We start from the raw sequence: 24,417 nt of genomic DNA, 5'->3' as shown, positions 1-24,417 counted from the left end.
GCGGTGTTAGACGGTCTCTGCTGCCGGAACGGTGTCGGCCGAGGCGCCGGACACACTCGAGCGGTTGGCCTTCTCGCGGGCCGCCAGCACACGAGCGTCGCGCTTCTTGATGGCCGGCTCGTTCTGGCGGAACAGCGCGTAGAGCGGGGCCGCCACGAAGATCGTCGAGTAGGTGGCGACCAGGATGCCGATCAGCAGCGACAGTGAGATGTCACGCAGCGTCTCAGCGCCCAACACGAAGTCACCGATCACGAGGATGGCGGCAACGGGCAGAGCCGCCACGACCGACGTGTTGATCGATCGCACGAGCGTCTGGTTGACCGCGAGGTTGACGGATTCGGCGAAGGTGCGGGAAGCATTCTCCCCGTCATCCGTCGTGTTCTCGCGGATCTTGTCGAACACCACCACCGTGTCGTAGAGCGAATAGCCCAGGATGGTGAGGAATCCGATCACCGCCGCGGGCGTGATCTCGAAGCCACTGGCCGCGTAGACGCCGAGCGTGATGATGAGCACATCGAGAAGCGCGAGCATGGCGGCCGCGGACATCTTCCAGGTGCGGAAGTAGAGGGCCATGATGACGAACGCGAGCGCGAGGAACGCGACGAGGCCGAGGAGCGCCTGGCGCGTGACATCCGCACCCCATGAAGCGCCGATGAACGAGGTGCTGACCTCGGAGGCGTCGACCTTGTACGCGCTGGCGAGCGAGTCCTGGACCTCTTTGGTCTCGGCGGCGGTCATCTGGTCGGTCTGGACTCGGACGGCGTTATCACCGACGGTGGTCACACGCACGACGGCATCGGGGACGACCGAAGCGACGGCATCTTGTGCGACGGTCTGATCGGTGGTGGAGACCTCGGCGATCTGGAACTGCGATCCGCCGCTGAACTCGATGCCGAAGTTGAAGCCGCCCTTCACGATGGGGACGAGGATCGACAACACGACGAGCGCGATGGCGACGCTGAACGACACCTTGCGCTTGCCGACGAAGTTGATCGACTTCTTACCCGTGTAGAGGTCGTTGCCGAAGCTGGTCAAGCTGGCCATCAGGCGTCCTTCTTCTTGCTCGTGGTGGCGGCGTCATCGGAGCGAGTGGCTGCGCCCGCCGATACCGACTCGCGCTCCTGCTCGGCCCGCTTGCGCTCGGCGATGGTCTGGCGACGCTCGGCCTCGCGGCTCGACTTGGCGACCTTGGAACCGGGCACGTCAGTCGGCGTGCGGAACTGCGCGCGGCCGCGGTAGACGGCACCAAGGGCGTTCGGGTCGAGCCCCGACAGCTTGTGTCCGCTCGAGAAGAACCGCGTCTGCGCGAGCAGCTGCAGCATGGGGTGCGTGAAGAGGATGACGACCAGGATGTCGATGATGGTCGTGAGCCCCAGCGTGAACGCGAATCCACGCACGTTGCCGACCGCCAGCACGTAGAGCACGACGGCGGCGAGCACGTTGACACCCTTGGACGCGTAGATCGTGCGCTTGGCACGACGCCAACCCGCCTCGACCGCGGACTCGAGCCCACGACCATCGCGCAACTCGTCGCGGATGCGCTCGAAGTAGACGATGAACGAGTCGGCCGTGAAACCAATGGCCACGATCAGACCCGCCACACCGGCGAGCGACAGGCGGTAGCCCTCGCTCCACGACAGCAGGGCGATCGACAGGTAGGTCAGGATGCCCGCCACGATGAGCGACGCGATCGTGACGAAGCCGAGCAGACGGTATTGGAAGAGCGTGTAGATCACGACGAGGATCAGACCGATGAGACCGGCGATGAGGCCGATCGTCAGCTGCGACGAACCCAGCGTGGCCGAGATGGTGTCGGATGACTGCACCGTGAAGCTGATGGGCAGCGCACCGTACTTCAGCTGGTCGGCGAGCGTCTTGGACGTCTCCTGCGTGAAGCTTCCCGTGATACTGGGCTTGCCGTCGGTGATCAGACCGTTCATCGACGGGGCGGAGAGCACCTTGCCGTCGAGCACGAACGCGAACTGGTTGAGCGGCGCCTGTGCGCCGTAGAGGCGCTGGCTGATCTGGGCGAAGACATCGCTGCCCTTGCCGTCGAGCGTGATGTTGACGGCCCACTGGCCCGTCGATCCGCCGGACTGCGTGGTCTGCAGGCCGTTCGTCGCGTCGGTGATGGCCGAACCATCGAGCTCGACGGGGCCGAGAATGTACTTGGCCGAACCGGCGTCATCACACGTGATGAGCGGCTGATCGGCCGGAGCCTGGTCTTCGTCGCTCGGCGGGTTGGCGCAGTCATAGGCCTGGAACTGCGCCTGCAGTGCCGGTGTGACGTATGCGAGGTCGCTGCCGTTCGTCGGCGCGGCCGTCGGCGTCGCCACGAGACCCGGGTCGGGAGACGGGAACGGCGTGGACTGGCCGTCATCCCCCACGAACGTGTTGGCCGGTGCACCCGCGACGAGCACGGGACGGAATTCGAGCTTGGCGCTCGACTCGATGCGGTTGCGCGTCTCTTCGTCGGCTTCGCCCGGGATGGACACGACGATGTTCTGCCCGCCCTCGGTCGTGACCTCAGCTTCGGAGACACCCGAGGCGTCGACGCGCTGGCGGATGATCGAGACCGCCTGCGTCAACTGCTCGTTGGTGATCTGCTCACCGCCCTGCAGCTGCGGAGCCAGGATGATCTGCGTTCCACCTTGCAGGTCGAGCGCGAGTTTGGGCATCCACGAGGCGTTCGACCAGATGACACCGCTGGCGAGGACGCCAAACAGAACCAGGACGATGACACCCAACCACGAGAGGGAACGCCATGCTTTGCGCACGGGCGTCGATCTGGACTTAGCCAACGATTTACTCAGCTTTCTTAGGCGTCCGGCCCTTTCGGGGCCGGACGGGGCAATTCCAGTATGTTATTCGTCGATCTTCTTGTTGCGCGAATCGTTGGTGGTGCGCTCAGTTCCGTCGACGCGCTCACCGAACTCGGGGTTCTCGGCGTAGGTCGCGTGGTCGGCGTTGAGCTCGGGGCCAGCAACCGTGTCCGTGGCGTCGTCGGCGGGCACGATGACCTCGTCGGTGATGACGCGTGCGATGGTCTGGCGGTGCACGGTGACGACGTTGCCGGGGCTCGTCTCGAGCTGCACCTTGTTGTCGCCCTCGTCGATGGCGAGGATCGTGCCGTAGAGACCGAAGTTGGTCATCACCTCGGCACCGGGGACAACTTGGGACTGCAGGCTTTCCATGTCGCGCTTGCGCTTCTGCCCGTTGCGGAACATGAAGAAGATGAGCACGGCCAGAATGGCGAGCATTCCGATAGTCAGCGGATCAAATGCCATGAGAGACGAACCTTTCGCGGCGCTTTTGCCGCATGTTTTGGGGTAACCGGCCAGGGGGCCAGCTTGAATTATAGGACACCGGGCAGGAAGGCTCCCTGGGAGGGCTCGATTCCGAAGTGTTTCCAGGCTTGCGGGGTCGCGACCCGTCCGCGCGGTGTGCGCGTGATGAGTCCGATGCGCACGAGGAACGGTTCGACCACACTCTCGATGGTCTCGGATTCCTCTCCCACCGACACGGCGAGCGTGTTGAGACCCACCGGTCCCCCGTCGAAACGGTCGAGCAGGATCTGCATGACGGCCCGGTCGAGGCGGTCGAGCCCGAGGGGGTCGACATCGTAGAGCTCGAGGGCCGCGCGCACGGCATCGGCGTCGGCATCCCGACCGTGCACGAGGGCGAAGTCGCGCACACGGCGCAGCAGACGGTTGGCGATACGTGGCGTTCCGCGGCAGCGGCCGGCGATCTCGGCCAATCCCTCGCGGTCGAGATCGAAGTGCAGCAGGCGGGCGGCGCGCGCCAAGACCTCGCGCAGCTCATCTTCTTCATAGAACTCGAGGTGCGCCGTGAAGCCGAAGCGGTCGCGCAGCGGGTTGGGCAACAGGCCCGCCCGCGTCGTGGCGCCGACGAGCGTGAACGGCGCCAGCTCGAGGGGAACGGACGTGGCACCCGCCCCCTTGCCGACCATGATGTCGATGCGGAAGTCTTCCATCGCCAGGTAGAGCATCTCTTCGGCCGATCGGGCCATGCGGTGGATCTCGTCGATGAAGAGCACCTCGCCGGGCACGAGCGACGACAGCACGGCCGCCAGATCACCCGAATGCTGGATGGCGGGGCCGCTCGACATGCGCAACGGTCGACCCGATTCGTGCGCCACGATCATGGCGAGCGTCGTCTTGCCGAGCCCGGGGGGGCCCGCGAGCAGGATGTGGTCGGGCGTGCGCCCCTGCATCGACGCGGCGGTCAGCAGCAGCTGCAGCTGGCCGCGCACCTTCGTCTGCCCGACGAATTCGGCGAGCGACTCGGGTCGGAGCGCACCCTCGAAGGCGAGCTCGGCATCCGATTCGAGGTCGGGGCGCGTGAGATCGTCGGACATCAGCGGGCCCTCCCGGCGGCACTACTCGCGGCGGGCCCGAGTTGGGCGAGCGCCAGGCGCAGCAGGGCGGGCACGGAGGAGACATCCGCTTCGGGGTTGTTCGCGACCGCGTCTTCCACGGCGCGCTGGGCGATTTTCTCGGACCACCCCAGGCCGATGAGCGCCACGAGCACGCTCTCGTCAACGGGCTGGGCCGCAACGGCGCGCGACGACGAGGCCGACGTGGTGGATGCCGTGATGCGCAGTTTGCCCGTCAGCGCAACGACGATGAGCTTGGCCGTCTTGGGCCCGATGCCCGACACTTTGCGGAACACGGCGTCGTCTTCGCTCGAGACGGCGCGGGCCACCTGGTCGGGGGTGAGCACGGCCAGCACACCGAGCGCCGACTTGGGGCCGACGCCCGTGACGCTCGTCAGCAGCTCGAACACGGCGAGCTGCTCGGCGGTCTCGAAGCCGAAGAGGGAGAGGGAGTCTTCGCGCACGATGAGCGTGGTGTGCACGAACGCCTCTGATCCGGTGCGCATCGAGAGCGCGTGCTCGGGGGTGACCTGGATCGACAGACCCACCCCGCCGACCTCGATGACGGCCGTCGAACCCAGGGCGCTCAGAACTGTTCCACGTACCGAAGAAATCACTCTGTCAGCCTAGGCGACGCCCCCGACGTTCCCCCGGAGCGTTCGGCGGCGCGCCATGCCCGTTGCGCCGGCGTGAGCCCGGCCGAGCGTGTGCCCGCCGATGCCTGCGCCTTCGCCATGCGGGTCGATACTCCCCCGCCGGCGGCCGCGGCCTGTTTCTGCAGCGACACGTTGCCGCGCCACGCGTGGCAGATTGCCAGCGCCAAGGCGTCGGCGGCGTCGGCGGGTTGCGGCAGTTCGGCGAGGCCGAGGATGCGCGCGACCATGGTCTGCACCTGCTTCTTCTCGGCCGAGCCATAGCCCGTGATCGAAGCCTTGACCTCGCTCGGCGTGTGCATGCCGACCGGGATGCTGCGACGCGCGGCCGCGTGCAGCGCGAGTCCCGACACCTGCGCCGTCCCCATGACGGAACGCAGGTTGTGCTGGGCGAACACCCGCTCGACGGCGACCGCGGCGGGATTGAACTCGTCGATCGCTTGGTCGATGCCCTGCGCGATCGTCAGGAGGCGCTCCTCGATGGGCGCATCGGACGACGACCGGATGACGCTGTAGTGCACAAGCGACGCGGTGCGCGTGCGCTCGACATCGACCACGCCCACACCACAACGGGTGAGGCCGGGGTCGATGCCGAGCACGCGCATCGTCACGCTCGACTACTCGTCGTCGTCGGCGTGCAGCTCGGCTTCGACCTCGGGGCTGAGGTCGAGGTTGGTGTAGATGTTCTGCACGTCGTCGCTGTCTTCGAGCCCGTCGATGAGCTTGAACACGCGGCGGGCGGTGTCGGCGTCGACCTCGACCTTGAGGTTCGGGACGAAGGCCACGTCGGCGGAGTCGTAATCGATGCCCGACTCCTGCAGCGCCTGACGCGTCGAAACGAGGTCGGACGCTTCGGTGAAGACCTCGAAGGTGTCGCCCTCGTTGGTGACCTCTTCGGCGCCGGCTTCGAGCACGGCGGCGAGGATGTCGTCCTCCGTCGTGTTCTCGGCCGGAACGACGATGACGCCCTTGCGGCTGAAGTTGTAGGCCACGCTGCCGGGGTCGGCCATGGTGCCGCCGTTGCGCGTCATGGCGGTGCGCACGTCGGCCGCGGCGCGGTTCTTGTTGTCGGTGAGGCACTCGATCAGCAGCGCGACGCCGTTGGGGCCGTAGCCCTCGTACATGATCGTCGTGTAGTCGATCACTTCGCCCGTGAGACCGGCGCCGCGCTTGATGGCGCGGTCGATGTTGTCGTTGGGGACCGAGGTCTTCTTCGCCTTCTGCACGGCGTCGACGAGCGTCGGGTTTCCCGACATGTCGGCGCCGCCGATCTTGGCGGCGACCTCGATGTTCTTGATGAGCTTGGCGAACGATTTCGCACGTCGCTGGTCGATGACCGCTTTCTTGTGCTTGGTCGTCGCCCATTTGGAGTGGCCGGACATATGCTCCCTTACTGCCGTGAAATCCCGTCTATTCTATGGCCCGACGGGATGTCCGGGGCCCGCGCACCGCCGACGTACGCCACCACGGGCGCTCAAGCCCGGACTCGACCGGCGATCGTGTCGAGGAAATACCGGTGGAACCGCGTGTCGCCCGTGACCTCCGGGTGGAACGATGTGCCGAGAACGTTGCCCTGCTGCACGGCGACGATGCGCCCGTCGGGCACGCGTGCGAGGACATCGACGCCCTCGCCCGCAGCATCCACGACGGGTGCGCGGATGAAGACCGCGTGCACGGGCGGATCGCCCAGCACGGGAATGTCGAGGTCGGTTTCGAACGAGTCGGTCTGCGTGCCGAAGGCGTTGCGCCGCACGGTGATGTCGAGCCCACCCAGGGTCTGCTGGCCGGAGATGCCGTCGACGATGCGGTCGGCGAGCATGATGAGGCCGGCGCACGTGCCATAGGTGGGCAGCCCGCCCCGGATGGCGTCGTGCAGGGGTTCGGCCACGTCGAATGCGCGCGACAGCTTGTCCATGACGCTCGATTCGCCGCCCGGGATGACGAGCCCGTCGATCTCGGACAGCTCACTGGCACGCCGAACGGGCACGGCCGTTGCGCCGAGCCCGTTCAGAACCGCGAGGTGTTCGCGAAAATCGCCCTGGAGTGCCAGGACCCCGATGCGGGGCGTCGCGCTACCAGCCACGCTCGGCGAGGCGGTGCGGGGCGGCGAGGTCGGCGACGTTGATGCCGACCATGGCTTCACCGAGACCGCGCGACGCTTCGGCGATGACCTTGGCGTCGTCGTAGAACGTGGTGGCCTTGACGATAGCGGCGGCACGCTTGGCCGGGTCCCCCGACTTGAAGATGCCCGATCCGACGAACACGCCGTCGGCGCCGAGCTGCATCATGAGCGCGGCGTCGGCCGGGGTGGCCACGCCGCCCGCGGTGAAGAGCACGACGGGGAGCTTGCCGGTCTGCGCGATCTCGGCGACGAGCTCGTAGGGCGCCTGCAGCTCTTTTGCGGCGACGTAGATCTCGTCCTTCGTCAGTGCCGACAGGGCGCGGATCTCGGCGTTGATGGTGCGGATGTGCTTGGTGGCCTCGGAGACGTCGCCCGTGCCGGCCTCACCCTTGGAACGGATCATGGCCGCGCCCTCGTTGATGCGGCGCAGGGCCTCGCCCAGGTTGGTGGCACCACAGACGAACGGGATGCCGAAGCCCCACTTGTCGATGTGGTTGACGTAGTCGGCCGGGCTCAGCACCTCGGACTCGTCGATGTAGTCGACGTTGAGGGCCTCGAGCACCTGCGCCTCGACGAAGTGGCCGATGCGCGCCTTGGCCATGACCGGGATGGACACGGTGGCCTGGATGGCCTCGATGAGGTCGGGGTCGCTCATGCGGGCCACGCCGCCCTGGGCGCGGATGTCGGCGGGGACACGCTCGAGGGCCATCACGGCCACGGCGCCGGCATCTTCGGCGATGCGCGCCTGCTCCGCCGTGACGACGTCCATGATCACACCGCCCTTGAGCATCTCTGCCAGGCCGCGCTTCACGCGGTTGGAGCCGAATTCGCCGTTCGTGGTGCTGTCAGTCATAGTCTCAGATTCTACTCGGGATTGATGAAGAGAACGCGGCCGGAAGCCACAGTATTACGCTCGGGAAGCGGGGCACCCGGGCGGGGAGATATCAGGCCGGCCAGGCCGCCGCGAGCGACGAACGCACGTCGCCGAGCAGCTGCGGCAGCGCCTTGGTCTTGGCGATGATCGGCAGGAAGTTGGCGTCGTGCTGCCAGCGCGGCACGATGTGCTGGTGCAGGTGTGCCGCGATTCCGGCCCCCGCCACCTCGCCCTGATTCATGCCGATGTTGAAGCCGTGGTTGTGCGAGACCTCACGGATGACGCGCATCGCGGTCTGCGTGAGCGCCCCGATTTCAGCCACTTCTTCGGGAGTGGCCTGGTCGTAGGTCGCGATGTGGCGATACGGGCAGACGAGCAGGTGGCCGCTGTTGTAGGGGAACAGGTTGAGCAGCACGTAGGCGTGTTCGCCGCGTGCCACGACGAGGCCGTCCTCGTCGCTCAGCGAGGGCGCGTGGCAGAACGGGCACTCGTGTTCCTCGGGCTGTTGGCCCTTTTCGATGTAAACCATGCGGTGCGGGGTCCACAGGCGCTGGAACTCGTCGGGCACACCCGCGAGATGCGCGGCGTCGTCGATGCGCACCTCGGATGCCGCGGCATCCTCACCGGCGTCGTAGTCCCCCATGCTCAGGCGGGCCATGCGGTGTCCACCTGAACGCGGTCGGCGATCGACTGGGTGATGCGCTGGATGGCGTCGGCCACGGGGATGCCGTTGAGCTGCGTGCCGTCGCGGAACCGGAAACTGACCGAACCATTGGCCGAATCCTCTTCGCCCGCGATGAGCTGGAAGGGCACCTTGGCCTTGGTGTGGTTGCGGATCTTCTTCTGCATGCGGTCGTCGGAGTGGTCGACCTCGGCGCGCACGCCGGCCTTCTTCAGCTGGTCGATGACGTCTTGCAGGTAGTCGCCGTACTGCTCGGCGACGGGGATGCCCACGACCTGCACGGGGCTCAGCCATACGGGGAACGCGCCGGCGTAGTGCTCGAGCAGGATCGCGAAGAAACGCTCGATCGAGCCGAGGAGTGCGCGGTGGATCATGACGGGCTGCTGGCGCGATCCGTCGTCGGCCGTGTACTCGAGTTCGAAGAGTTCGGGCTGGTTGAAGTCGAGCTGCACGGTGGAGAGCTGCCACGTGCGGCCGATGGCGTCCCGAGCCTGCACCGAGATCTTGGGGCCGTAGAAGGCCGCTCCCCCGGGGTCGGCGACGAGCTCGAGACCGGACTCGACGGCGACCTGACGCAGGGTCTCGGTCGCTTCCTCCCAGACCTCGTCGGTGCCGACGTACTTGACCGGGTCTTTGGTCGACAGCTCGAGGTAGAAGTCGTTCAGGCCGTAACCGCGCAGGGTCTCGAGCACGAACTGGAGCTGGCGGGCCAGCTCCTCCTTGACCTGACCGGGCGTGACGTAGATGTGGGCGTCGTCCTGGGTGAGGCCGCGCACGCGCGTGAGGCCCGAGAGGGTGCCGCTCTTCTCGTAGCGGTAGACGGTGCCGAACTCGGCCAGACGCATGGGCAGCTCGCGGTAGCTGCGGCCCCGCGCGCGGTAGATGAGGTTGTGCATCGGGCAGTTCATGGGCTTCAGGTAGTAGTCCTGGCCCTGACGCGTGACTTCGCCGGCCTCGTTGTACTCGGCGTCGAGGTGCATCGCCGGGAACATGCCGTCTTTGTACCAGCTGAGGTGCTGGCTGGTCTCGAAGAGGTGGCCCTTGGTGATGTGCGGGGTGTTGACGAGGTCGTAGCCCGAGGCGACGAGTCGCTCGCGCATGTAGTTCTCGATCTCGGCGCGGATGATGCCGCCCTTGGGGTGGAAGACGGCGAGGCCCGAGCCGATCTCGTCGGGGAAGCTGAAGAGGTCGAGCTCGCGGCCGAGCTTGCGGTGGTCGCGCTTCGCCGCTTCTTCCATGCGGGCCTGGTAGGCGCGCAGCTCGTCTTTCGTGGGCCACGCGGTGCCGTAGATGCGCTGCAGCTGCGGGTTCTTCTCCGAACCGCGCCAGTATGCCGCGGCCACACGGGTGAGCGCGTAGCCGTTGCCGATCATGCGCGTCGAGGGCAGGTGCGGGCCCCGGCAGAGGTCCTTCCACAGCGTCTCGCCCGACTTCGGGTCGACGTTGTCGTAGATCGTGAGTTCGGCGCCGCCGACCTCGACGCTCTCGTTGTCTTCGCCGGCGGGTGAGCCCTTGATGCCGATCAGCTCGAGCTTGTAGGGCTCGGAGGCGAGCTCTGCGCGGGCCTCTTCTTCGGAGACGACGCGGCGCACGAAACGCTGCCCCTGCCGGATGATCCGGTCCATCTCTTTCTGCAGCGCCTTGAGGTCTTCGGGCGTGAACGCCTCGTGCACGTCGAAGTCGTAGTAGAAGCCGTCGGTGACGGGCGGCCCGATGCCGAGGCGTGCGTCGGGGTTGACCTTCTGCACGGCCTGCGCGAGCACGTGGGCGGCCGAGTGACGCAGGATGTTCAAGCCATCCTCGGAGTCGATCGTGACGGCCTCGACCGTGTCGGCGTCGGTGACCTGCGTGGCCAGATCTTTCAGCTCGCCGTTGACGCGCATCGCGACGACGGACCGGTCGGTGAATAGCTCAAAACCGTCAGGCACCAGGGTCCACTCCTTAGACAAAATCGTTCGATACAACTGTAGTGCGATGCCGGTGACTCAACGCGCAGCGGGTCCCCGCGGCCGAAGCCGCGGGGACCCGCTGCGGTCGGGCGCGGTGCGCTTAACGCTTGGCCGCGCGCCGACGCGCTGCGACCCAGAGGATCGATCCGAGGATCAGCAGTCCGAGCACTGCCAGGCCTGCCACCATGGGCGCGGCGCCGGTCGCCGCGAGGATGATCTTCGGCTCGGGCGACAGCGGCACAATCGCCACAGACGGTTCGGAGGCGACGGGTCCCGAGCGAGCGGATGCCGTGGCCGACGCCGTATTCGAAACACCCTGGGCACGGATATCGGCGTCGGTCACCGCATAATTGGCCGAGGCTGTCACGGTTTCTCCGGGCGCGAGTTGACCCGCCTCCCCCGGCCACGTGCCGAAGGTGATGAGCGAGAGCCGGGGCAGCCGATCATCCACTCGCACGTCGGTGAGCGTCACGTTGCCCTCGTTCGTCACCGTGAAGGAGTACTCGACGGATTCGCCGGGGACCGCGTGCGAACCGCCGGCGAAGGCCGCGCGCTTCTCGATGGTGAGCACGGCCAGATTGTTGAGGTCGACTTTCGCCGAGTCGAGCGCCTCCGGGATGACGCTCCCGTCCAGGGTCCGTGCCCCAGCCGAAGCGGTGTTGTCGACCGTTCCAGTATCGATGTCCGCTTGTGTCAGAACGTAGGAGGCGGTTGCGTGCACGCTCTGGCCGGGGGCCAGCACGCCGTCGGTTTCGCTCGGGTACGGCTCGAATGTCAGTGCCGAGAGGCGAGGTAAATCGTCGCGCAGAGTGACGTCTTTCGCGGTGGTGGCGCCGACGTTCGAGATTTCGAACTCGTAAGCGATGCGGTCGCCGGGCTTCGGTGTATCGCCTCCCTCGAAGACGGCTGTCTTCTCGATGGCGATCTCGGAGCGTGACGGGATCGGAACGCTCGCCGTGCTCTCGACGGGCGGCACGGGGCCGGCGCCGCTGACACCGGATACGGTCGCGGTGTTATCTACGGAACGCGCATCGATGTCCGCCTGCGTGAGTTCATATGTCGCGGATGCCGTGACCGTCTCGCCCGGGGCCAACGAACCGGGTGTTCCCGGCCAGGCGTCGTACTCCAGCGTGCTGAGACCGGGCTTCGGGTCGACGATCGCGGTTTGGGCGACCGTCAGCGACCCGGTGTTGGTGACCGTGAAGGTGTAGTCGACCCGTTCCCCCGCTTCGGCATCGCCCGGGGCCAGAAGGCCCATCTTCGTCAGGGTCAGGCTCGCGGTTCGGTCGAGCGGTGTCGTGGTCGTCGAGTCGGGTGCGTCCACGGCCTGGCCGAGCGGAGACTGCGCCGAGGCGGATGCCGTGTTGACCACCGACCCGCGATCGGCGTCCGCCTGGGTCACCGTGTAGTCGGCTCGGAACGTGACACTCTGGCCGGGACGCAGCACGCCGGCGCTGCCGCTCGGCCAGACCGAGGCCGTGAGGGTGCCGAGCCCGGGAAGCGGGTCCGTGACCGTCACGCCCGTCAGAGACACTGAGCTCGGGTTGGTGACGACGAACGCGTAGGTCAGCACATCGGAGGTGTTGGTGACGGCGTCTTTCGATACATCCGTCACCTTTTCAACGGTCTTCTCGAGATCGAGCGTGGGCTCGGCGGCGACAAGCTCAACGGAGTAGTCCTCGACTTCACCCGCGCGCTGCGGGCCAACCGGGCTGGGCGTGGCGTCGGTCCCGACAGCGAGGCGAACCCGCGCGAACGACGGTCCGCTGGCCGCGATGCGCTTCTCGAGGCCCGTCCAGGTCACGCGCGTGCTGGTGCCGGATGCACCGGGAGGAACGGCGGCCGAGGCGGCTTCATTCGGCTCGAACGTTCCGTTCCGGTCGAAGTCGATCCAGGCGGTCAGTGTGGCCGGAACCGACAGGACACGGTTCGTGGTCGAGATGTCGAGCGAGTACCCCGCACCTTCGACGGCCTGGACGGTCGGCAGAGTGGCGACGCCATCCTCATCGTCGACAGCCACGTTCGGGCGATCCCCGGAGGAGGCGTCGTCACCGCGAGCGTCGGCACTGAAGGCGGACGTCTTCTCGCCGTCGACCAGTGTGCCGAGGAACGTGCCCGCGTTCGCGGGGTGGGATGCCGCCCCATAGCTCTCGGGCGCATCGCCGTGATCGACCGCGAAGGTCGCACAACTGGGCGCGTACCCGTCGAGACCTTCGCCGCCGAGCTGTGGACGGTAGCCCCGCACGATGGATGAATTCAGCTCACCATCACCCGATTCGCACAACGGTCCTTCGATGCGCTGGCCCGTGGGGTTGGCACGGCTGTCTCCCGCTGTCACGAGCGTCTTCTGTGCCGTGCCATCCACCTTCAGCTCACCGTCGGCTGTCACGACGAGGGGGCGGCAACTGAGGATCGCGCTCTGCGTCCACTGTGTGGCTTCGCTGGTGAAGGTCGAGCCGGAGAGCTGATAGGCCACTTGGTTCGCCGGGCAGAGGCCTTCGGTGGTGTTGCCCCGGCTCTCGTTGAATGTGGGAAAGGTCAGCCATTCCGCGTTCGGGGTCACAGCAGGCTTTCCATCGGCACCGATGTCGACGGAACCGCACAAGAGATCCAATTGCACGAGGATGCCGCCGGGGCCCGTCGCTCCCACACGGTTCTGCCCTCGGGCACCGATGAGGACTTCGTCACCCTCGCACTCGCGCGGCACGTCGGTGTTCTTCTGCGTACCGATCACGCCTCCGCTCATGGAGGGCGTCACCGGCACCGCGGCCAACGCAGCGCTCGCGGCGCCACCCCCGACCATCAGAGCGACGCAAGCCGCTGCAACAAGCCCCCGCCCGCGATTTCGCCGCGTTCGCGACCTCTTCTTCTGCCCTCTACCTGGATCGATCACTCGGCACACTCCATTCATCAAACTGTCATCACATCATGACATGCTGATATATTGCTTGCAACAGTGAGATACACATCGCCAAGCTCTGGTCCGTATGTCGCGATACCGGGACCGAACTACCCCGATCGCAGGTCATGCGATCGCGGACCACCGCCGATCCCCCAAAGAACCCTCAGCTGCCAATAGCTGCACCTGCCCCAGCAGGAAGCCTCCAGATCTCAATCCGGAGGCTCGGTTGGCTGGCCGTACTGGGATCGAACCAGCGCGATCGCGGGTTATGCGATCGCGGGTCACTGTCGATCCCCAACATGAATCGCTGCTGCTTCGGGTTGCAGCTTGTCGAAAACGAAAAACCCCCGGATCTTGATCCGGGGGTTTGCTTGTGGGCGATACTGGGATCGAACCAGCGCGATCGCAGGTTATGCGATCGCGGGTCACTGTCGATCCCCAACACGAGCGATGGCTACGAACAGTTGCAGCTTTTCCCAAACAAAAAACCCCGGATGAACTCCGGGGTTTTGTCTGTGGGCGATACTGGGATCGAACCAGCGCGATCGCAGGTTATGCGATCGCGGGTCACTGTCGATCCCCAACACGAACGATCGCTGCGAACAGCTGCAGCTTGTCCCAAACAAAAAAACCCCGGATGAAATCCGGGGTTTTGTCTGTGGGCGATACTGGGATCGAACCAGTGACCTCTTCCGTGTCAGGGAAGCGCGCTACCGCTGCGCCAATCGCCCGCTGAACATCTTTCGATGTGTGGGGTTTGTGAGTGTTGGAGGTGGCGACGGGATTCGAACCCGTGTGGACGGCTTTGCAGGCCGCTGCCTCGCCTCTCGGCCACGCCACCGCGTGTGGTTGCCCACATGCCGTGACCAGCCTGGAAGACTGATCTTGACACTCGAGCGGATGACGAGATTCGAACTCGCGACCCTCACCTTGGCAAGGTGATGCGCTACCACTGCGCCACATCCGCATTGCGCTCATTTCTGAGTGCTTAGGAACTCTAACTGACGGGGAACGCTTTGCACAAACCGAGAACCCACTTTTTCGGTTTTCGGGGTGTTTGTGACGGTTTCGGGGGTTTCGTTTCGGTCGCCGATTCGGGATGTGACCGGGCCGATCGTCTTAGGGTAATTTTTCTCTGTTTTCGGGTAAATTTTTTGGCGGACCGCTCGTCGGGGTGCGGATGTCGGCCCGGTTCGCGTTTCCCGGTTTCGCTCCGCTAAGATCGAATCTCGCAGGCGGACGTTCTTCCGTTTCGCGGGCGATTGGCGCAGTTGGTAGCGCGCTTCCTTCACACGGAAGAGGTCATCGGTTCGAGTCCGGTATCGCCCACCATCCCCTCATCTCCGTCAGCTGTTGCTGGCGGATTTTTTTGTGCCTGAGACGGCGGGGCCTCTCTGGGGCCCGCTACGTCGGGTCCGCTGGTTCGTCAACGGGGTGTCGCCGGCATCCGTGTCGTTTTAGCGTGGGATGCGTTCGACCGGTTGGCCGGACGACGCGAGAAGGAAGGATTCCACGATGGCTGAGAACATTTCGGGTAAGAAGGTCGCTTTTCTGTTGACCGACGGTTTCGAGGACGCTGAGCTGACGAGCCCCTGGGAGGCCGTGACGGAGGCTGGCGGCATCCCCACCCTGGTGGCGCCGTCGTCGGGCGAGGTGACCGGCAAGAACGGCCACACGCAGAGCGTGGACCAGACGGTTGCGGATGCTTCGGCCGATGCGTTCGACGCGCTCGTGTTGCCGGGCGGAGTCGTGAATGCCGACAACATCCGCATGGAGCAGGGTGCCGTGTCGTTCGCCCGCTCATTCTTCGAGCAGCACAAACCGGTCGGCGTGATCTGCCACGGCCCGTGGTTGCTGATCGAGGCCGACGTCGTGCGCGGACGCCAGATGACCAGCTTCGCCAGCTTGCAGACCGACCTCAAGAACGCCGGCGCCGATTGGGTCGACGAGGAGGTCGTGGTCGACAGCGGCCTCGTGTCGAGTCGCACGCCCGACGACCTGCCGGCGTTCAACGCCAAGCTCGTCGAGGAGATCGCCGAGGGTGAGCACTCCGGTCAGACCGCCTAAGAGCGACCCGGTGAGCGACGAGGGGATGGCGTTTCGACGCTCATCCCCTTTTTGCTGCCCGGTGAGCGTCACAACACGGCGCGTCGGCGTGGGTGCTGGCCGCATGCCGCCCAGCCGGGTAGACAGGATGCCATGTCAGGAGCCGAGCAGGTCGAGATCGAACGCAAGTATGACGTGGCCGCGGGGAGCGCCGTGCCCGACCTCACAGAGGTCGAGGGCGTGGAGGCGGTCACCCGGCACGAGGGCGTGCCGCTCGACGCGCTCTACTTCGACACGGCGGATCAGGCCCTGGCGGCGAATCACATCATCATCCGGCGGCGCTCCGGCGGCGCGGACGAGGGGTGGCATGTCAAGCTGCCCGCCGACGAAGGTCGCACCGAGGTGCACTGGCCGTTGGAGGACGGGTCCGAGGAGTCCGTGCCAGAGGGCGTGCTCGAACGCTTGGCACCGGTCCTGGCGGGCCGGACGGTGACGCCGTTGGCACGCATCCACACTGTTCGCACTCTGGTTCACCTGCAGGATGCTGCGGGGAACGATGTGGCCGAGATCGCCGACGACGAGGTGTCGACGACGGACCTGCGGGCCGGCACGAAGCGCGCCTGGCGTGAGTGGGAAGCGGAGCTCCTGCCGGGGGCGCCCGCCACACGGGACGAACGCACCGCCCTGCTGGATGACATCGAGCGAGTGCTCGTCGCAGCCGGAGCGCGGCCCTCGTCGACGGTCGCCAAGATCGCCCGCGCCCTGGGCGCAGACGCCGACTTCGAGGGCTAGTCGCGCAGCGTCGGAACCTCTTCGCCCGCCCGCGGCGGAAGCGGCGGGGTGCCGTCACCAAACGGGCGACCCCCGAGGGCCTCACGACCGTGCGGGGTCAGCCATCCGGTCTCTGAGGGGCCCTTCGGCACGATGCCCGTCGGGTTGATGTCGCTGTGCACGATGTAGTAATGCTTCTTGATCTGGTCGAAGTCGATCGTGTCGCCGAATCCGGGGGTCTGGAAGAGATCGCGCGCGTAGGCCCACAGGACCGGCATCTCGGTCAGCTTGTTGCGGTTGCACTTGAAGTGGCCGTGATAGACGGCGTCGAAGCGCGCAAGGGTCGTGAAGAGGCGGACATCCGCTTCGGTGATCGTGTCGCCGACGAGGTAGCGCTGCCCGGCGAGCCGTTCCTCGAGCCAGTCGAGGCGTGCGAAGAGGGTGTCGTAGGCGCGCTCGTAGGCGCGCTGCGAACCGGCGAAACCGGCCTTGTAGACGCCGTTGTTGACGTCGTGGAAGATCTTCTCGGCGACGTCGTCGATCTCGGCCCGCAGGTGCTCCGGGTAGAGGTCCGGCGCGCCGTCGCGGTGGAATTCGGTCCACTCGGTCGAGAAGTCGAGCGTGATCTGAGGGTAGTTGTTGGTGACGACCTTGCCGCTCGGAACGTCGACGATGGCGGGCACCGTGATGCCGCGCGGGTAGTCGGGGAAGCGGGCGAAGAAGGCCTGCTGCAGGCGCTCGATGCCGAGCACGGGGTCAACGCCGCCCTCGTCGAGGTCGAACGTCCAGCTGTCCTTGTCGTGCGTGGGGCCGGGCAGGCCGAGGCTGATCGCGTCTTCGAGGCCGAGTAGGCGCCGCACGATGATGGATCGGTTGGCCCAGGGGCACGCCCGAGCCGCTACCAGCCGGTATCGCCCCGCCTCGACCGGCCAGCCGTCGCGGCCGTCACGCGTGATGCGGTCCTCGATGTAGTTGGTGTCGCGGTTGAACTCTTGACCGGGCTCGACGTAGCGGCCCTGCGTGCTCTCTGCCATGGGTCGAGCCTACGCGTCGCCGTCTGTGGAGGCTGCGCCCGAGGCGTCGTCGTCTTCTGATTCGACCGTGTCGCTGTCGGCGTCGTAGGTGTAGGCGGGGCCGTCGGCGGTTTCGCCCGCTTTCGTGCCGTCGGCTTTCGAGCCGCCGCCCTCGGTCGATTCCTCGGCCGGGTCGGTCGGGAACGGTCCGCCGTATCCCCCGGTTCCCTGCTCTTCGGCCTTCTCGACCGTGTAGTCGCCGTCGTTGTCTCCGAGTTGTGCGTCAGGCATGTCGCTCCTTTTGTCGGTGTGTTCAGCAGACTAGGTGAGCCGCTGGGGCCGAGAAACGGGGTTGCGGGATGGCACGAGGCATGCCACGAGGTCGCACGCCATGAGCCTCGGATGCCGCGGCGTCAGGTCGAGGGGATGCGGCGACCAGCGGAGGACACGGGATGTCAGGTCGAGGGTGCCCGGCGGGCCGTGCGGGGTGCCGCGGGCCGATACGGCGAGACGGTCGGGTCGTCGGTGATCCAGAAGCGCCAGGGGAACGCCTCCGACCCGGCCTCGCCGCTCACGCCCGTGCGGGGGCCGCTGGAGATGTGCCGGGGAGGGACATCGGGCAGTTCGAGGTGGGCCCGCGTGCGTGGGTCGAGCGGCCGCTCGTCGCCGGCATGCTCCGGCCCACGGGGCCCGCCGGATCTGTATGCCTGCAGCGGCGTGTCGCTCAGGGCATCCATGCCGTCGTGCAGGGTGTAGACGAGGCCGAGCGCCTGAGCGAGACGGCCCGGACCACGGGCGAGGTCGCGAGACGTCTTGGCGGCGGGCCGGCGGCTGCGGGCCAGCTCCTCCCCCGCGACGATCTCGCCCGCGCGGAGCAGTACTCCTGAGGCGACGCCCTCGGGCGAACAAGCGACGTTCACCGCGTTGTGCATGCCGTAGGAGAAGTACACGTAGAGGTGCCCGGGTTCGCCGAACATGGTGGCGTTGCGCGCGGTCTTGCCCATGCGGGCGTGTGAGCCAGCGTCGTGCACCTGACCCGTTCCGAGGCCGTGGTAGGCCTCCGTCTCGGTGATGCGCACCGTGATGTCGCCCTCGGGGGACGAGATCGTGAGGTGGGCGCCAAGCAGTTCGGGGGCTACCTCGAGCGCGTCGCGGGCGAAGAAAGATCGGGATGCGCGCATCCGCTCATCTTCTCAAGCGGCCGGGGTTGCGGGCAACGGGCCGCGTGAACGAGATGTCGAGGCGCGATCGCGGCGGCCCCAGATGGCCCAGGTTGCGGCGGCCACGAGCAGGGCGACGACCGTTCCGAGGGCCGTTTCGACGAGGCGGTCGACGATGAGCGTGGCCGTGTCGGTGGGATGCGCGAGGTCGATCATGACGAGGGCGAGCGGTGTGACGAACAGCAGCGCGAAGCCGTAGTTGCGCGTGACGAAGAGCTCGGCCGCGATCTGCAGCGCCACGACGAGCGCGATGGCGGCGAGACCGGAGGGCTGAGCAGACAGCAGGATGGCCGCGAGGATGAGGCCGAGGAAGGTTCCGACGATGCGGTGGGTGGCGCGCAGGGCCGAATGCGAGAGGCGCACGGCGACGAGGGGAACGACGGCGGCGATCATGGCCCAGTAGGGGTGGCCGATGCCGAGCGCCGTCGAGAGGCCGCCGGCGAGGGCCGCGGCGACGCCGAAACGGGCGGCATGGGCGAGCCGCTGGGCGCCGTCGGGAAGGAGCCGGGTGCGCCGGCGGGCGACGGGGTTCGAGGGAGCGTCCGCGGGCCGGGCGGATGCGGCGACACGCTCGTCCGCTCGGGCGCGTCTGACGATTACCGAACCCGCGCCGCCGACGAGGAGCGATACGACGGCGGCTCCCGACGAGACGACAAAGGCGATGAGGAGCGAATCGGGGCCGGGCGGCACCGACGCGACGGCGCACAGCGCGAAGACGCCGAAGAGCGGGCCGGGCGGGTTCCAGCGGAACACGTCGGAGAGGACGGCCACGAGCGTGGCCCACGCGGCTCCGATGCCGACGATCCACCACTCGTGGGAGGGCATCCCGGCGACCACGACGCCCAAGACGACCGCACCGACCAGCACGACCGCCGCCGAGAGTTGCATGAGGAACCGGTGGCGGTAACGCACGTTGCGGCCGTAGAGCGCGGCGAACGAGCCGAAAGCGGCGTAGAGCGACCATTCGACGTGGCCGAGCGCCCAGACCGTCACGAGCGGCACGACGACCGAGATCCCGGCGCGGACGGCCACCCGATGGGACCCCGCGTGGGGGCCGAAGACGAAGACGGTCTTCCACCAGGGAAGGGCGGGTACAGCAGAACTCATGCTGTATATTTTACCAGTAAAGCATTCCGCAAAGGAGCACCGTGCCCGATACCTCCGACTCACCGGTCACCTCCGACTCACCGGTCACCTCTGACTCACCCGTCACCTCTGACTCACCCGGCACCCGGGACTCGGTCGACGACACGCGTGACGCCTGGGCGACCGTGCGGCCCGAGCTCGACACGACCGCGATCGCCGTGCTCGGCCGCATCCACCGCCTGTCGCGCGCCGTGACCCTGCTGAGCGACGCCCTGCTCGAACCGTTCGGCATCGGCCGCGGCGAGTTCGACGTGCTGAGCGTGCTGCGCCGGTCAGACTCCCCCGTGGCCGCCACCCGGCTGGCGCACCTGCTCACGGTGTCGAACGCCGCCATCACCAAGCGGATGCTGCGGCTCGAGGCATCCGGCCTGGCCGAGCGACAGCGCAGCAGCCACGACAAACGCGTCGTGCTCGTCGACCTCACACCCGCCGGCCGCGACCTGATCGACACAGCCCTGCCGGCGCAGCTGGGGCTCGAGGCCGAGATCGCCGACGTGCTCGGATGCGGCGATCGCGACGCCACCGAAAGCGCGTTGCGTCGGCTTCTCGTCGAGGCCGAACGACGACTGAACGCGTGACGCCCATGGCTTCCGAACCGAGTTCCGGTTGCGCCGTCGGTGATTGAATAGCGGGATGGACGTTAACCGCTACATCGACGACTTCGCCAGCTACCTCCAGGCCTCGCCCAGCTCGTATCACGCCGCCGCCGAAGCCGCCCACTGGCTCGACGAGGCCGGGTTCACCCGCCTGGACGAGCGTGGCGACTGGCTCGACGCCGCAGCAGACTCGACCGGCGACGACTCCGACTCGGCCTCGCCCCGCACCGAGGCCCGCCGCCACTACGTCGTGCGCGACGGCGCCATCATCGCGTGGGTGCAGCCGCGCGACGCCCACGCCACCACGCCGTTCCGCATCCTCGGCGCGCACACCGACTCCCCCGGTTTCAAGCTCAAACCGCACCCCAGCATCGGCTCGAACGGATGGCTGCAGGCCGGCGTCGAGGTCTACGGCGGCCCCCTGCTCAACTCCTGGCTCGACCGCGAGATCGAGCTCGCCGGGCGCCTCGTCGACCGGCAGGGCAACGAGCGCCTCGTGCGCACGGGCCCGTTCCTGCGCATCCCGCAGCTCGCCATCCACCTCGATCGCGGCGTCAACGACGGCCTCACGCTCGACAAGCAGCGCCACACCGCGCCCGTCTACGGCGTCGGGGATGTCGGCCACTCCGATCTGCTCGCACACCTGGCGGGGCTCGCCGGGCTCGACGCGGCGGATGTGAAGGGCTACGACATCCTCACCGCCGACACGCAGGCGCCCGCCCGCTTCGGCCTCGACAAGAAACTCTTCGCGGCCGGGCGCATGGACAACCTCAGCTCGGTCTTCGCGGGCCTACGGGCGCTGATGGAGGTCCCCGCCGACACCAAGACCATCAGCGTGCTGGCGGCCTTCGACCACGAGGAACTCGGCTCGGAGACGCGCTCGGGCGCCAGCGGCCCGTTCCTCGACGACGTGCTCACGCGCATCGGCGCGGGGCTCGGCCAGACCCCCAGCGACCGCCTGCGGGCCTACGCCGCCTCGTGGTGCCTCTCGGCCGACGCCGGGCATGTCGTGCACCCCAACTACCCCGAGCGCCACGACCCGGCCAACCGGCCGATCGCGGGGTCCGGTCCGCTGCTCAAGATCAACGCCAACCAGCGTTACGCCACCGATGCGCACGGGGCGGCGATGTTCGCCCACGCCGCGGCGCAGGCCGGCGTGCCGTATCAGGAGTTCGTGTCGAACAACGTCATCCCGTGCGGCTCGACGATCGGGCCGCTCACGGCGACGCGCCTCGGAATTCGCACGGTGGATGTCGGCATCGGCCTGCTCTCGATGCACTCGGCGCGCGAGCTGTGCCACGTCGACGATGCCCCCGCGCTCAGCTCGGCGATCGGGGCGTTCTTCGCACCCGCCGACGAGAAGTAGCACGCGAGCCGCGGACGAGCGAACTGCCACGGCCGGAAGGTCGGAACGCGCGACGAAGGGGATGCCGCGTGGTGCGACATCCCCTTCGTGCTGTGCTGGCTCGTGTGACCCGCAGGATCAGACGACGTCGAGCGCGTAACCCTCTTCGCCGTGCACCGACGTGTCGACGCCCGCGATCTCGTCCTCGTTCTTCACGCGGAACCCGATGGTCTTCTGGATCGCGAAACCGATCACCAGCGCGACCACGAAGGAGTAGATCAGCACGGCCAGAGCCGCCACGACCTGCAGCACGAGCTGCTCCCATCCGCCGCCGACGAACAGACCCGTCGAGGTGGCGAAGAAGCCGAGGTAGACGGTGCCGATGAGGCCGCCGATGAGGTGGATGCCGACCACGTCGAGCGCGTCATCGAAGCCCAGCTTGAACTTCAGTTCGACGGCGAGGGCACACACGGCACCCGTGACGACGCCGAGCAGCAGGGCCCAGCCCGGGGTGAGGTTGGCGCAGGCGGGCGTGATCGCCACGAGACCGGCAACCGCACCGGATGCCGCGCCCACCGACGTGGCCTTGCCGTCCTTGAACTTCTCGATGACGAGCCAGCCGATGATGGCCGCGGCCGTCGCGCCCAGCGTGTTGATCACGATGAGGCCGACGTTCTCCATGTTGTTGAGCCACTCGGCGCCGGCGTTGAAACCGAACCAGCCGAACCACAGGATGGACGCGCCGAGCAGCGTCAGCGGCACGTTGTGCGGCTTCGACATGCCCTTCTGGAATCCCACACGCTTGCCGAGCACGAGGGCCAGGGCCAGAGCGGCGGCACCCGCGTTGATGTGCACGGCCGTTCCGCCGGCGTAGTCGATGACCGCGAGGCCCGCCTCTTCGCCGAAGAGCGTCGTGCCGAGGTTCATGATCCAGCCGCCGCCCCACACCCACGCGGCGATCGGGAAGTAGGCGACCGTCGCCCAGATGCCGGCGAAGATCATCCACGCGCCGAACTTGGCGCGGTCGGCGATGGCGCCCGAGATGAGCGCGACCGTGATGATCGCGAACGTGGCGCCGTAGGTGGCTCCCAGCAGGTCGGTGTTGGCGGTCTCACCCTGCGACAGGGCGGTGAGGCCGAAGTCGGAGAACGGGTTGCCCGCGAAGTCGAAGGCGCCCGTGACAGCGCTCATGTTGAAGCCGTAGAGAATCCAGAGCACGCTGATGAGGCCGAGGGCCCCGAAGCTCATCATCATCATGCTGACGACGCTCTTGGCCTTGACGAGTCCGCCGTAGAAGAATGCGACGCCGGGCGTCATGAACAGCACGAGTGCTGTCGCCGTGATCGCCCAGGCAATGGTGCCGGTGTCCATATCGTGTCCTTAACCTGCTCGAGTGTGCATCGGGTTTGCCACCGGACGCTGAGCGTTCGGCTGGCACGATGACAGTCTCTGCGGGCGAGGTTCCACGGGTGTTCACACCGCATTTCGGGTGTGTTACGGATGCTCGCGAGTGTTGCGGGCGTGTTTCGGCGGTGCTCTACTCCCCCGTCGTGAGGGCGATCATGCGCGACATCGAGCGCAGATACTTCTTGCGGTAGCCGCCCGAGAGCATGTCCCCGCCGAAGACCTCGTCGAGCGGCGTGCCCGTCTGCACGATGGGGATCTGGGCGTCGTACACGCGGTCGATGAAGGCCACGAGCCGCAGCGCCTCGGTCTGGGAGTCGAGCACGTGCACATCGCGCAGGCCGATGAGTGACAGGCCGTCGAGCAGGCCGATGTAGCGCGACGGGTGCACGGTCGACAGGTGCTGGATCAGGTCGTCGAAGGTGTCGTCGGATGCGTCGTCCCCCGCGCGCCGGGCCGTGGCATCTTCGAGCGCCTCGGTGTAGGCGGCGTCGTCGCGCACGGCCGCGTGTCCCTCGATCGACCGGCGGCGATAGTCGTTGCCGTCGATGCGCAGCGTGCGGAAGTTGTCCGACATCGCCTGGATCTCCCGCAGGAAGTCGGCCGCCGCGAAGCGCCCCTCGCCGAGCGCATTGGGCGGCGTGTTGGATGTCGCGGCGATGCGCGTGCCCGTCGCCACCAGTTCGCCGAGCAGACGCGTCATGACCATGGTGTCGCCCGGGTCGTCGAGCTCGAACTCGTCGATGCAGATGAGCGTCGACCCCCGCAGCTCTTCCACCGTGGCGGCATAGCCGAGCGCGCCGACGAGCGCCGTGTATTCGATGAACGTGCCGAAGTATTTGCGCGGGCCGGGCGCGGCGTGCCACAGGGCCGCGAGGAGGTGCGTCTTGCCGACGCCGAAACCGCCGTCGAGGTAGACCCCGGGCTTCACCGCGGGGGCCTTGTTCTTCTTGCGCCCGAAGAATCCGCCGGACTTCTGCACGCCCCACGAGTCGGCGAATTCGGTGAGGATGGTGACCGCCTCGGCTTGCGAGGGGAAGTCGGCATCCGGCCGGTAGCTCTCGAAGCTGGCCGTCTCGAACTGACGCGGGGGCACGAGGCTGGCCACGATCTGCGCGCCCGAGATCTCGGGGCTGCGGGCGGCCAGGCTGACGACGCCGGTTGTTTCGGAGGGCGACATACGCTGACACCTTTGTTCATTCAAGGGGCGCGAATATGACATCCGGTTGACGGATGCGTAGATTCACTCGGGGAAGAAATCAGGACGGGCAGCCGGGAATGAAGCTGGCCGTGCTCCA

General features: G+C 67.2%; 22 protein-coding genes and 4 tRNA genes. 5 read left to right on the top strand and 21 right to left on the bottom strand.

Features of this window, described 5'->3' with window-relative positions:
• Window positions 1–6 precede the first annotated feature (6 nt).
• The 15 genes from secF to ACUWEX_RS07585 form a co-directional block, all read right to left on the bottom strand.
• Window positions 7–1,044 carry a protein translocase subunit SecF gene (gene secF, locus ACUWEX_RS07655; RefSeq protein ID WP_445995854.1) on the bottom strand — a complete coding sequence of 346 codons (1,038 nt, stop codon included), beginning with the start codon at window positions 1,042–1,044 and terminating at the stop codon, window positions 7–9.
• Window positions 1,044–2,801, bottom strand: coding sequence for a protein translocase subunit SecD (gene secD, locus ACUWEX_RS07650; protein WP_079727549.1), 1,758 nt, complete (start codon window positions 2,799–2,801; stop codon window positions 1,044–1,046). Before secD ends, secF begins: the two co-directional genes overlap by 1 nt.
• Window positions 2,802–2,864: 63 nt before the next feature.
• Complete coding sequence (gene yajC, locus ACUWEX_RS07645; RefSeq protein ID WP_079727548.1) at window positions 2,865–3,287, bottom strand: preprotein translocase subunit YajC; 423 nt, start codon at window positions 3,285–3,287, stop codon at window positions 2,865–2,867.
• Window positions 3,288–3,355: 68 nt separating this feature from the next.
• Entirely contained in the window at window positions 3,356–4,378 is a 1,023-nt protein-coding gene (ruvB, locus tag ACUWEX_RS07640; protein ID WP_445995853.1) for a Holliday junction branch migration DNA helicase RuvB, read from the bottom strand.
• The gene (gene ruvA / locus ACUWEX_RS07635; RefSeq protein ID WP_445995852.1) at window positions 4,378–5,013 is read right to left on the bottom strand and encodes a Holliday junction branch migration protein RuvA; all 636 of its coding nucleotides are present in this window, start codon (window positions 5,011–5,013) and stop codon (window positions 4,378–4,380) included. Before ruvA ends, ruvB begins: the two co-directional genes overlap by 1 nt.
• Window positions 5,010–5,654, bottom strand: coding sequence for a crossover junction endodeoxyribonuclease RuvC (gene ruvC / locus ACUWEX_RS07630; RefSeq protein ID WP_445997623.1), 645 nt, complete (start codon window positions 5,652–5,654; stop codon window positions 5,010–5,012). Before ruvC ends, ruvA begins: the two co-directional genes overlap by 4 nt.
• A 12-nt stretch (window positions 5,655–5,666) precedes the next feature.
• A complete protein-coding gene (locus ACUWEX_RS07625; RefSeq protein ID WP_077053245.1) occupies window positions 5,667–6,431 on the bottom strand; it encodes a YebC/PmpR family DNA-binding transcriptional regulator in 765 nt (254 codons plus the stop codon).
• A 92-nt stretch (window positions 6,432–6,523) separates the two neighbouring features.
• On the bottom strand, window positions 6,524–7,132 hold the full coding sequence (pdxT, locus tag ACUWEX_RS07620) for a pyridoxal 5'-phosphate synthase glutaminase subunit PdxT (protein ID WP_445995851.1): 609 nt from the start codon (window positions 7,130–7,132) through the stop codon (window positions 6,524–6,526).
• Entirely contained in the window at window positions 7,122–8,024 is a 903-nt protein-coding gene (pdxS, locus tag ACUWEX_RS07615; protein WP_079727544.1) for a pyridoxal 5'-phosphate synthase lyase subunit PdxS, read from the bottom strand. The genes pdxT and pdxS overlap by 11 nt, the downstream gene beginning before the upstream one ends.
• A gap of 91 nt (window positions 8,025–8,115) precedes the next feature.
• The gene (locus ACUWEX_RS07610; RefSeq protein WP_445995850.1) at window positions 8,116–8,703 is read right to left on the bottom strand and encodes an HIT family protein; all 588 of its coding nucleotides are present in this window, start codon (window positions 8,701–8,703) and stop codon (window positions 8,116–8,118) included.
• Window positions 8,691–10,610, bottom strand: a complete 1,920-nt coding sequence (thrS, locus tag ACUWEX_RS07605) for a threonine--tRNA ligase (RefSeq protein ID WP_445997622.1) — start codon at window positions 10,608–10,610, stop codon at window positions 8,691–8,693. Before thrS ends, ACUWEX_RS07610 begins: the two co-directional genes overlap by 13 nt.
• A 166-nt stretch (window positions 10,611–10,776) precedes the next feature.
• Window positions 10,777–13,422: a DUF7507 domain-containing protein gene (locus ACUWEX_RS07600; RefSeq protein WP_445995849.1), complete on the bottom strand. Its 2,646-nt coding sequence runs from the start codon at window positions 13,420–13,422 to the stop codon at window positions 10,777–10,779.
• An 815-nt stretch (window positions 13,423–14,237) separates the two neighbouring features.
• A tRNA-Val gene (locus ACUWEX_RS07595) sits at window positions 14,238–14,309 on the bottom strand.
• Window positions 14,310–14,345: 36 nt separating this feature from the next.
• Window positions 14,346–14,419, bottom strand: a tRNA-Cys gene (locus ACUWEX_RS07590).
• Window positions 14,420–14,473: 54 nt separating this feature from the next.
• Window positions 14,474–14,545 (bottom strand) — tRNA-Gly (locus ACUWEX_RS07585).
• 289 nt (window positions 14,546–14,834) lie between these two features.
• Here ACUWEX_RS07585 and ACUWEX_RS07580 point away from each other — a divergent pair.
• From ACUWEX_RS07580 to ACUWEX_RS07570, 3 genes are all read left to right on the top strand, one after another.
• Window positions 14,835–14,910 (top strand) — tRNA-Val (locus ACUWEX_RS07580).
• A 183-nt stretch (window positions 14,911–15,093) separates the two neighbouring features.
• Window positions 15,094–15,645: a type 1 glutamine amidotransferase domain-containing protein gene (locus ACUWEX_RS07575; RefSeq protein ID WP_445995848.1), complete on the top strand. Its 552-nt coding sequence runs from the start codon at window positions 15,094–15,096 to the stop codon at window positions 15,643–15,645.
• Between the two features lie 132 nt (window positions 15,646–15,777).
• Window positions 15,778–16,416: a CYTH domain-containing protein gene (locus ACUWEX_RS07570; protein WP_445995847.1), complete on the top strand. Its 639-nt coding sequence runs from the start codon at window positions 15,778–15,780 to the stop codon at window positions 16,414–16,416.
• Here ACUWEX_RS07570 and ACUWEX_RS07565 read toward each other — a convergent pair.
• The 4 genes from ACUWEX_RS07565 to ACUWEX_RS07550 all read right to left on the bottom strand — a co-directional run bounded on the left by ACUWEX_RS07565 (window position 16,413) and on the right by ACUWEX_RS07550 (window position 19,735).
• Window positions 16,413–17,429 carry a glutathione S-transferase family protein gene (locus tag ACUWEX_RS07565; RefSeq protein WP_445995846.1) on the bottom strand — a complete coding sequence of 339 codons (1,017 nt, stop codon included), beginning with the start codon at window positions 17,427–17,429 and terminating at the stop codon, window positions 16,413–16,415. The genes ACUWEX_RS07570 and ACUWEX_RS07565 overlap by 4 nt on opposite strands.
• A gap of 9 nt (window positions 17,430–17,438) precedes the next feature.
• Window positions 17,439–17,699 (bottom strand): hypothetical protein, encoded by a 261-nt coding sequence (locus ACUWEX_RS07560; protein WP_445995845.1) that lies wholly within the window; start codon window positions 17,697–17,699, stop codon window positions 17,439–17,441.
• 164 nt (window positions 17,700–17,863) lie between these two features.
• A complete protein-coding gene (locus ACUWEX_RS07555; RefSeq protein WP_445995844.1) occupies window positions 17,864–18,589 on the bottom strand; it encodes a DNA-3-methyladenine glycosylase in 726 nt (241 codons plus the stop codon).
• A 12-nt stretch (window positions 18,590–18,601) separates the two neighbouring features.
• Window positions 18,602–19,735: an FUSC family protein gene (locus ACUWEX_RS07550; RefSeq protein ID WP_445995843.1), complete on the bottom strand. Its 1,134-nt coding sequence runs from the start codon at window positions 19,733–19,735 to the stop codon at window positions 18,602–18,604.
• Window positions 19,736–19,776: 41 nt separating this feature from the next.
• Here ACUWEX_RS07550 and ACUWEX_RS07545 point away from each other — a divergent pair, with 41 nt between their 5' ends.
• A complete protein-coding gene (locus ACUWEX_RS07545; RefSeq protein ID WP_445995842.1) occupies window positions 19,777–20,352 on the top strand; it encodes a MarR family winged helix-turn-helix transcriptional regulator in 576 nt (191 codons plus the stop codon).
• 55 nt (window positions 20,353–20,407) lie between these two features.
• Window positions 20,408–21,736 (top strand): M18 family aminopeptidase, encoded by a 1,329-nt coding sequence (locus ACUWEX_RS07540; RefSeq protein ID WP_445995841.1) that lies wholly within the window; start codon window positions 20,408–20,410, stop codon window positions 21,734–21,736.
• A 117-nt stretch (window positions 21,737–21,853) separates the two neighbouring features.
• On the opposite strand, the gene ACUWEX_RS07535 is transcribed toward ACUWEX_RS07540, so the two are convergent.
• Window positions 21,854–23,086, bottom strand: coding sequence for an ammonium transporter (locus ACUWEX_RS07535; protein WP_079727524.1), 1,233 nt, complete (start codon window positions 23,084–23,086; stop codon window positions 21,854–21,856).
• Window positions 23,087–23,252: 166 nt separating this feature from the next.
• Window positions 23,253–24,299 (bottom strand): cell division protein ZapE, encoded by a 1,047-nt coding sequence (gene zapE / locus ACUWEX_RS07530; RefSeq protein ID WP_445995840.1) that lies wholly within the window; start codon window positions 24,297–24,299, stop codon window positions 23,253–23,255.
• Window positions 24,300–24,417 lie beyond the last annotated feature (118 nt).

The sequence above is a fragment of the Okibacterium fritillariae genome, assembly GCF_052783725.1.
This window is presented reverse-complemented; position numbering and strand designations above follow the sequence as displayed.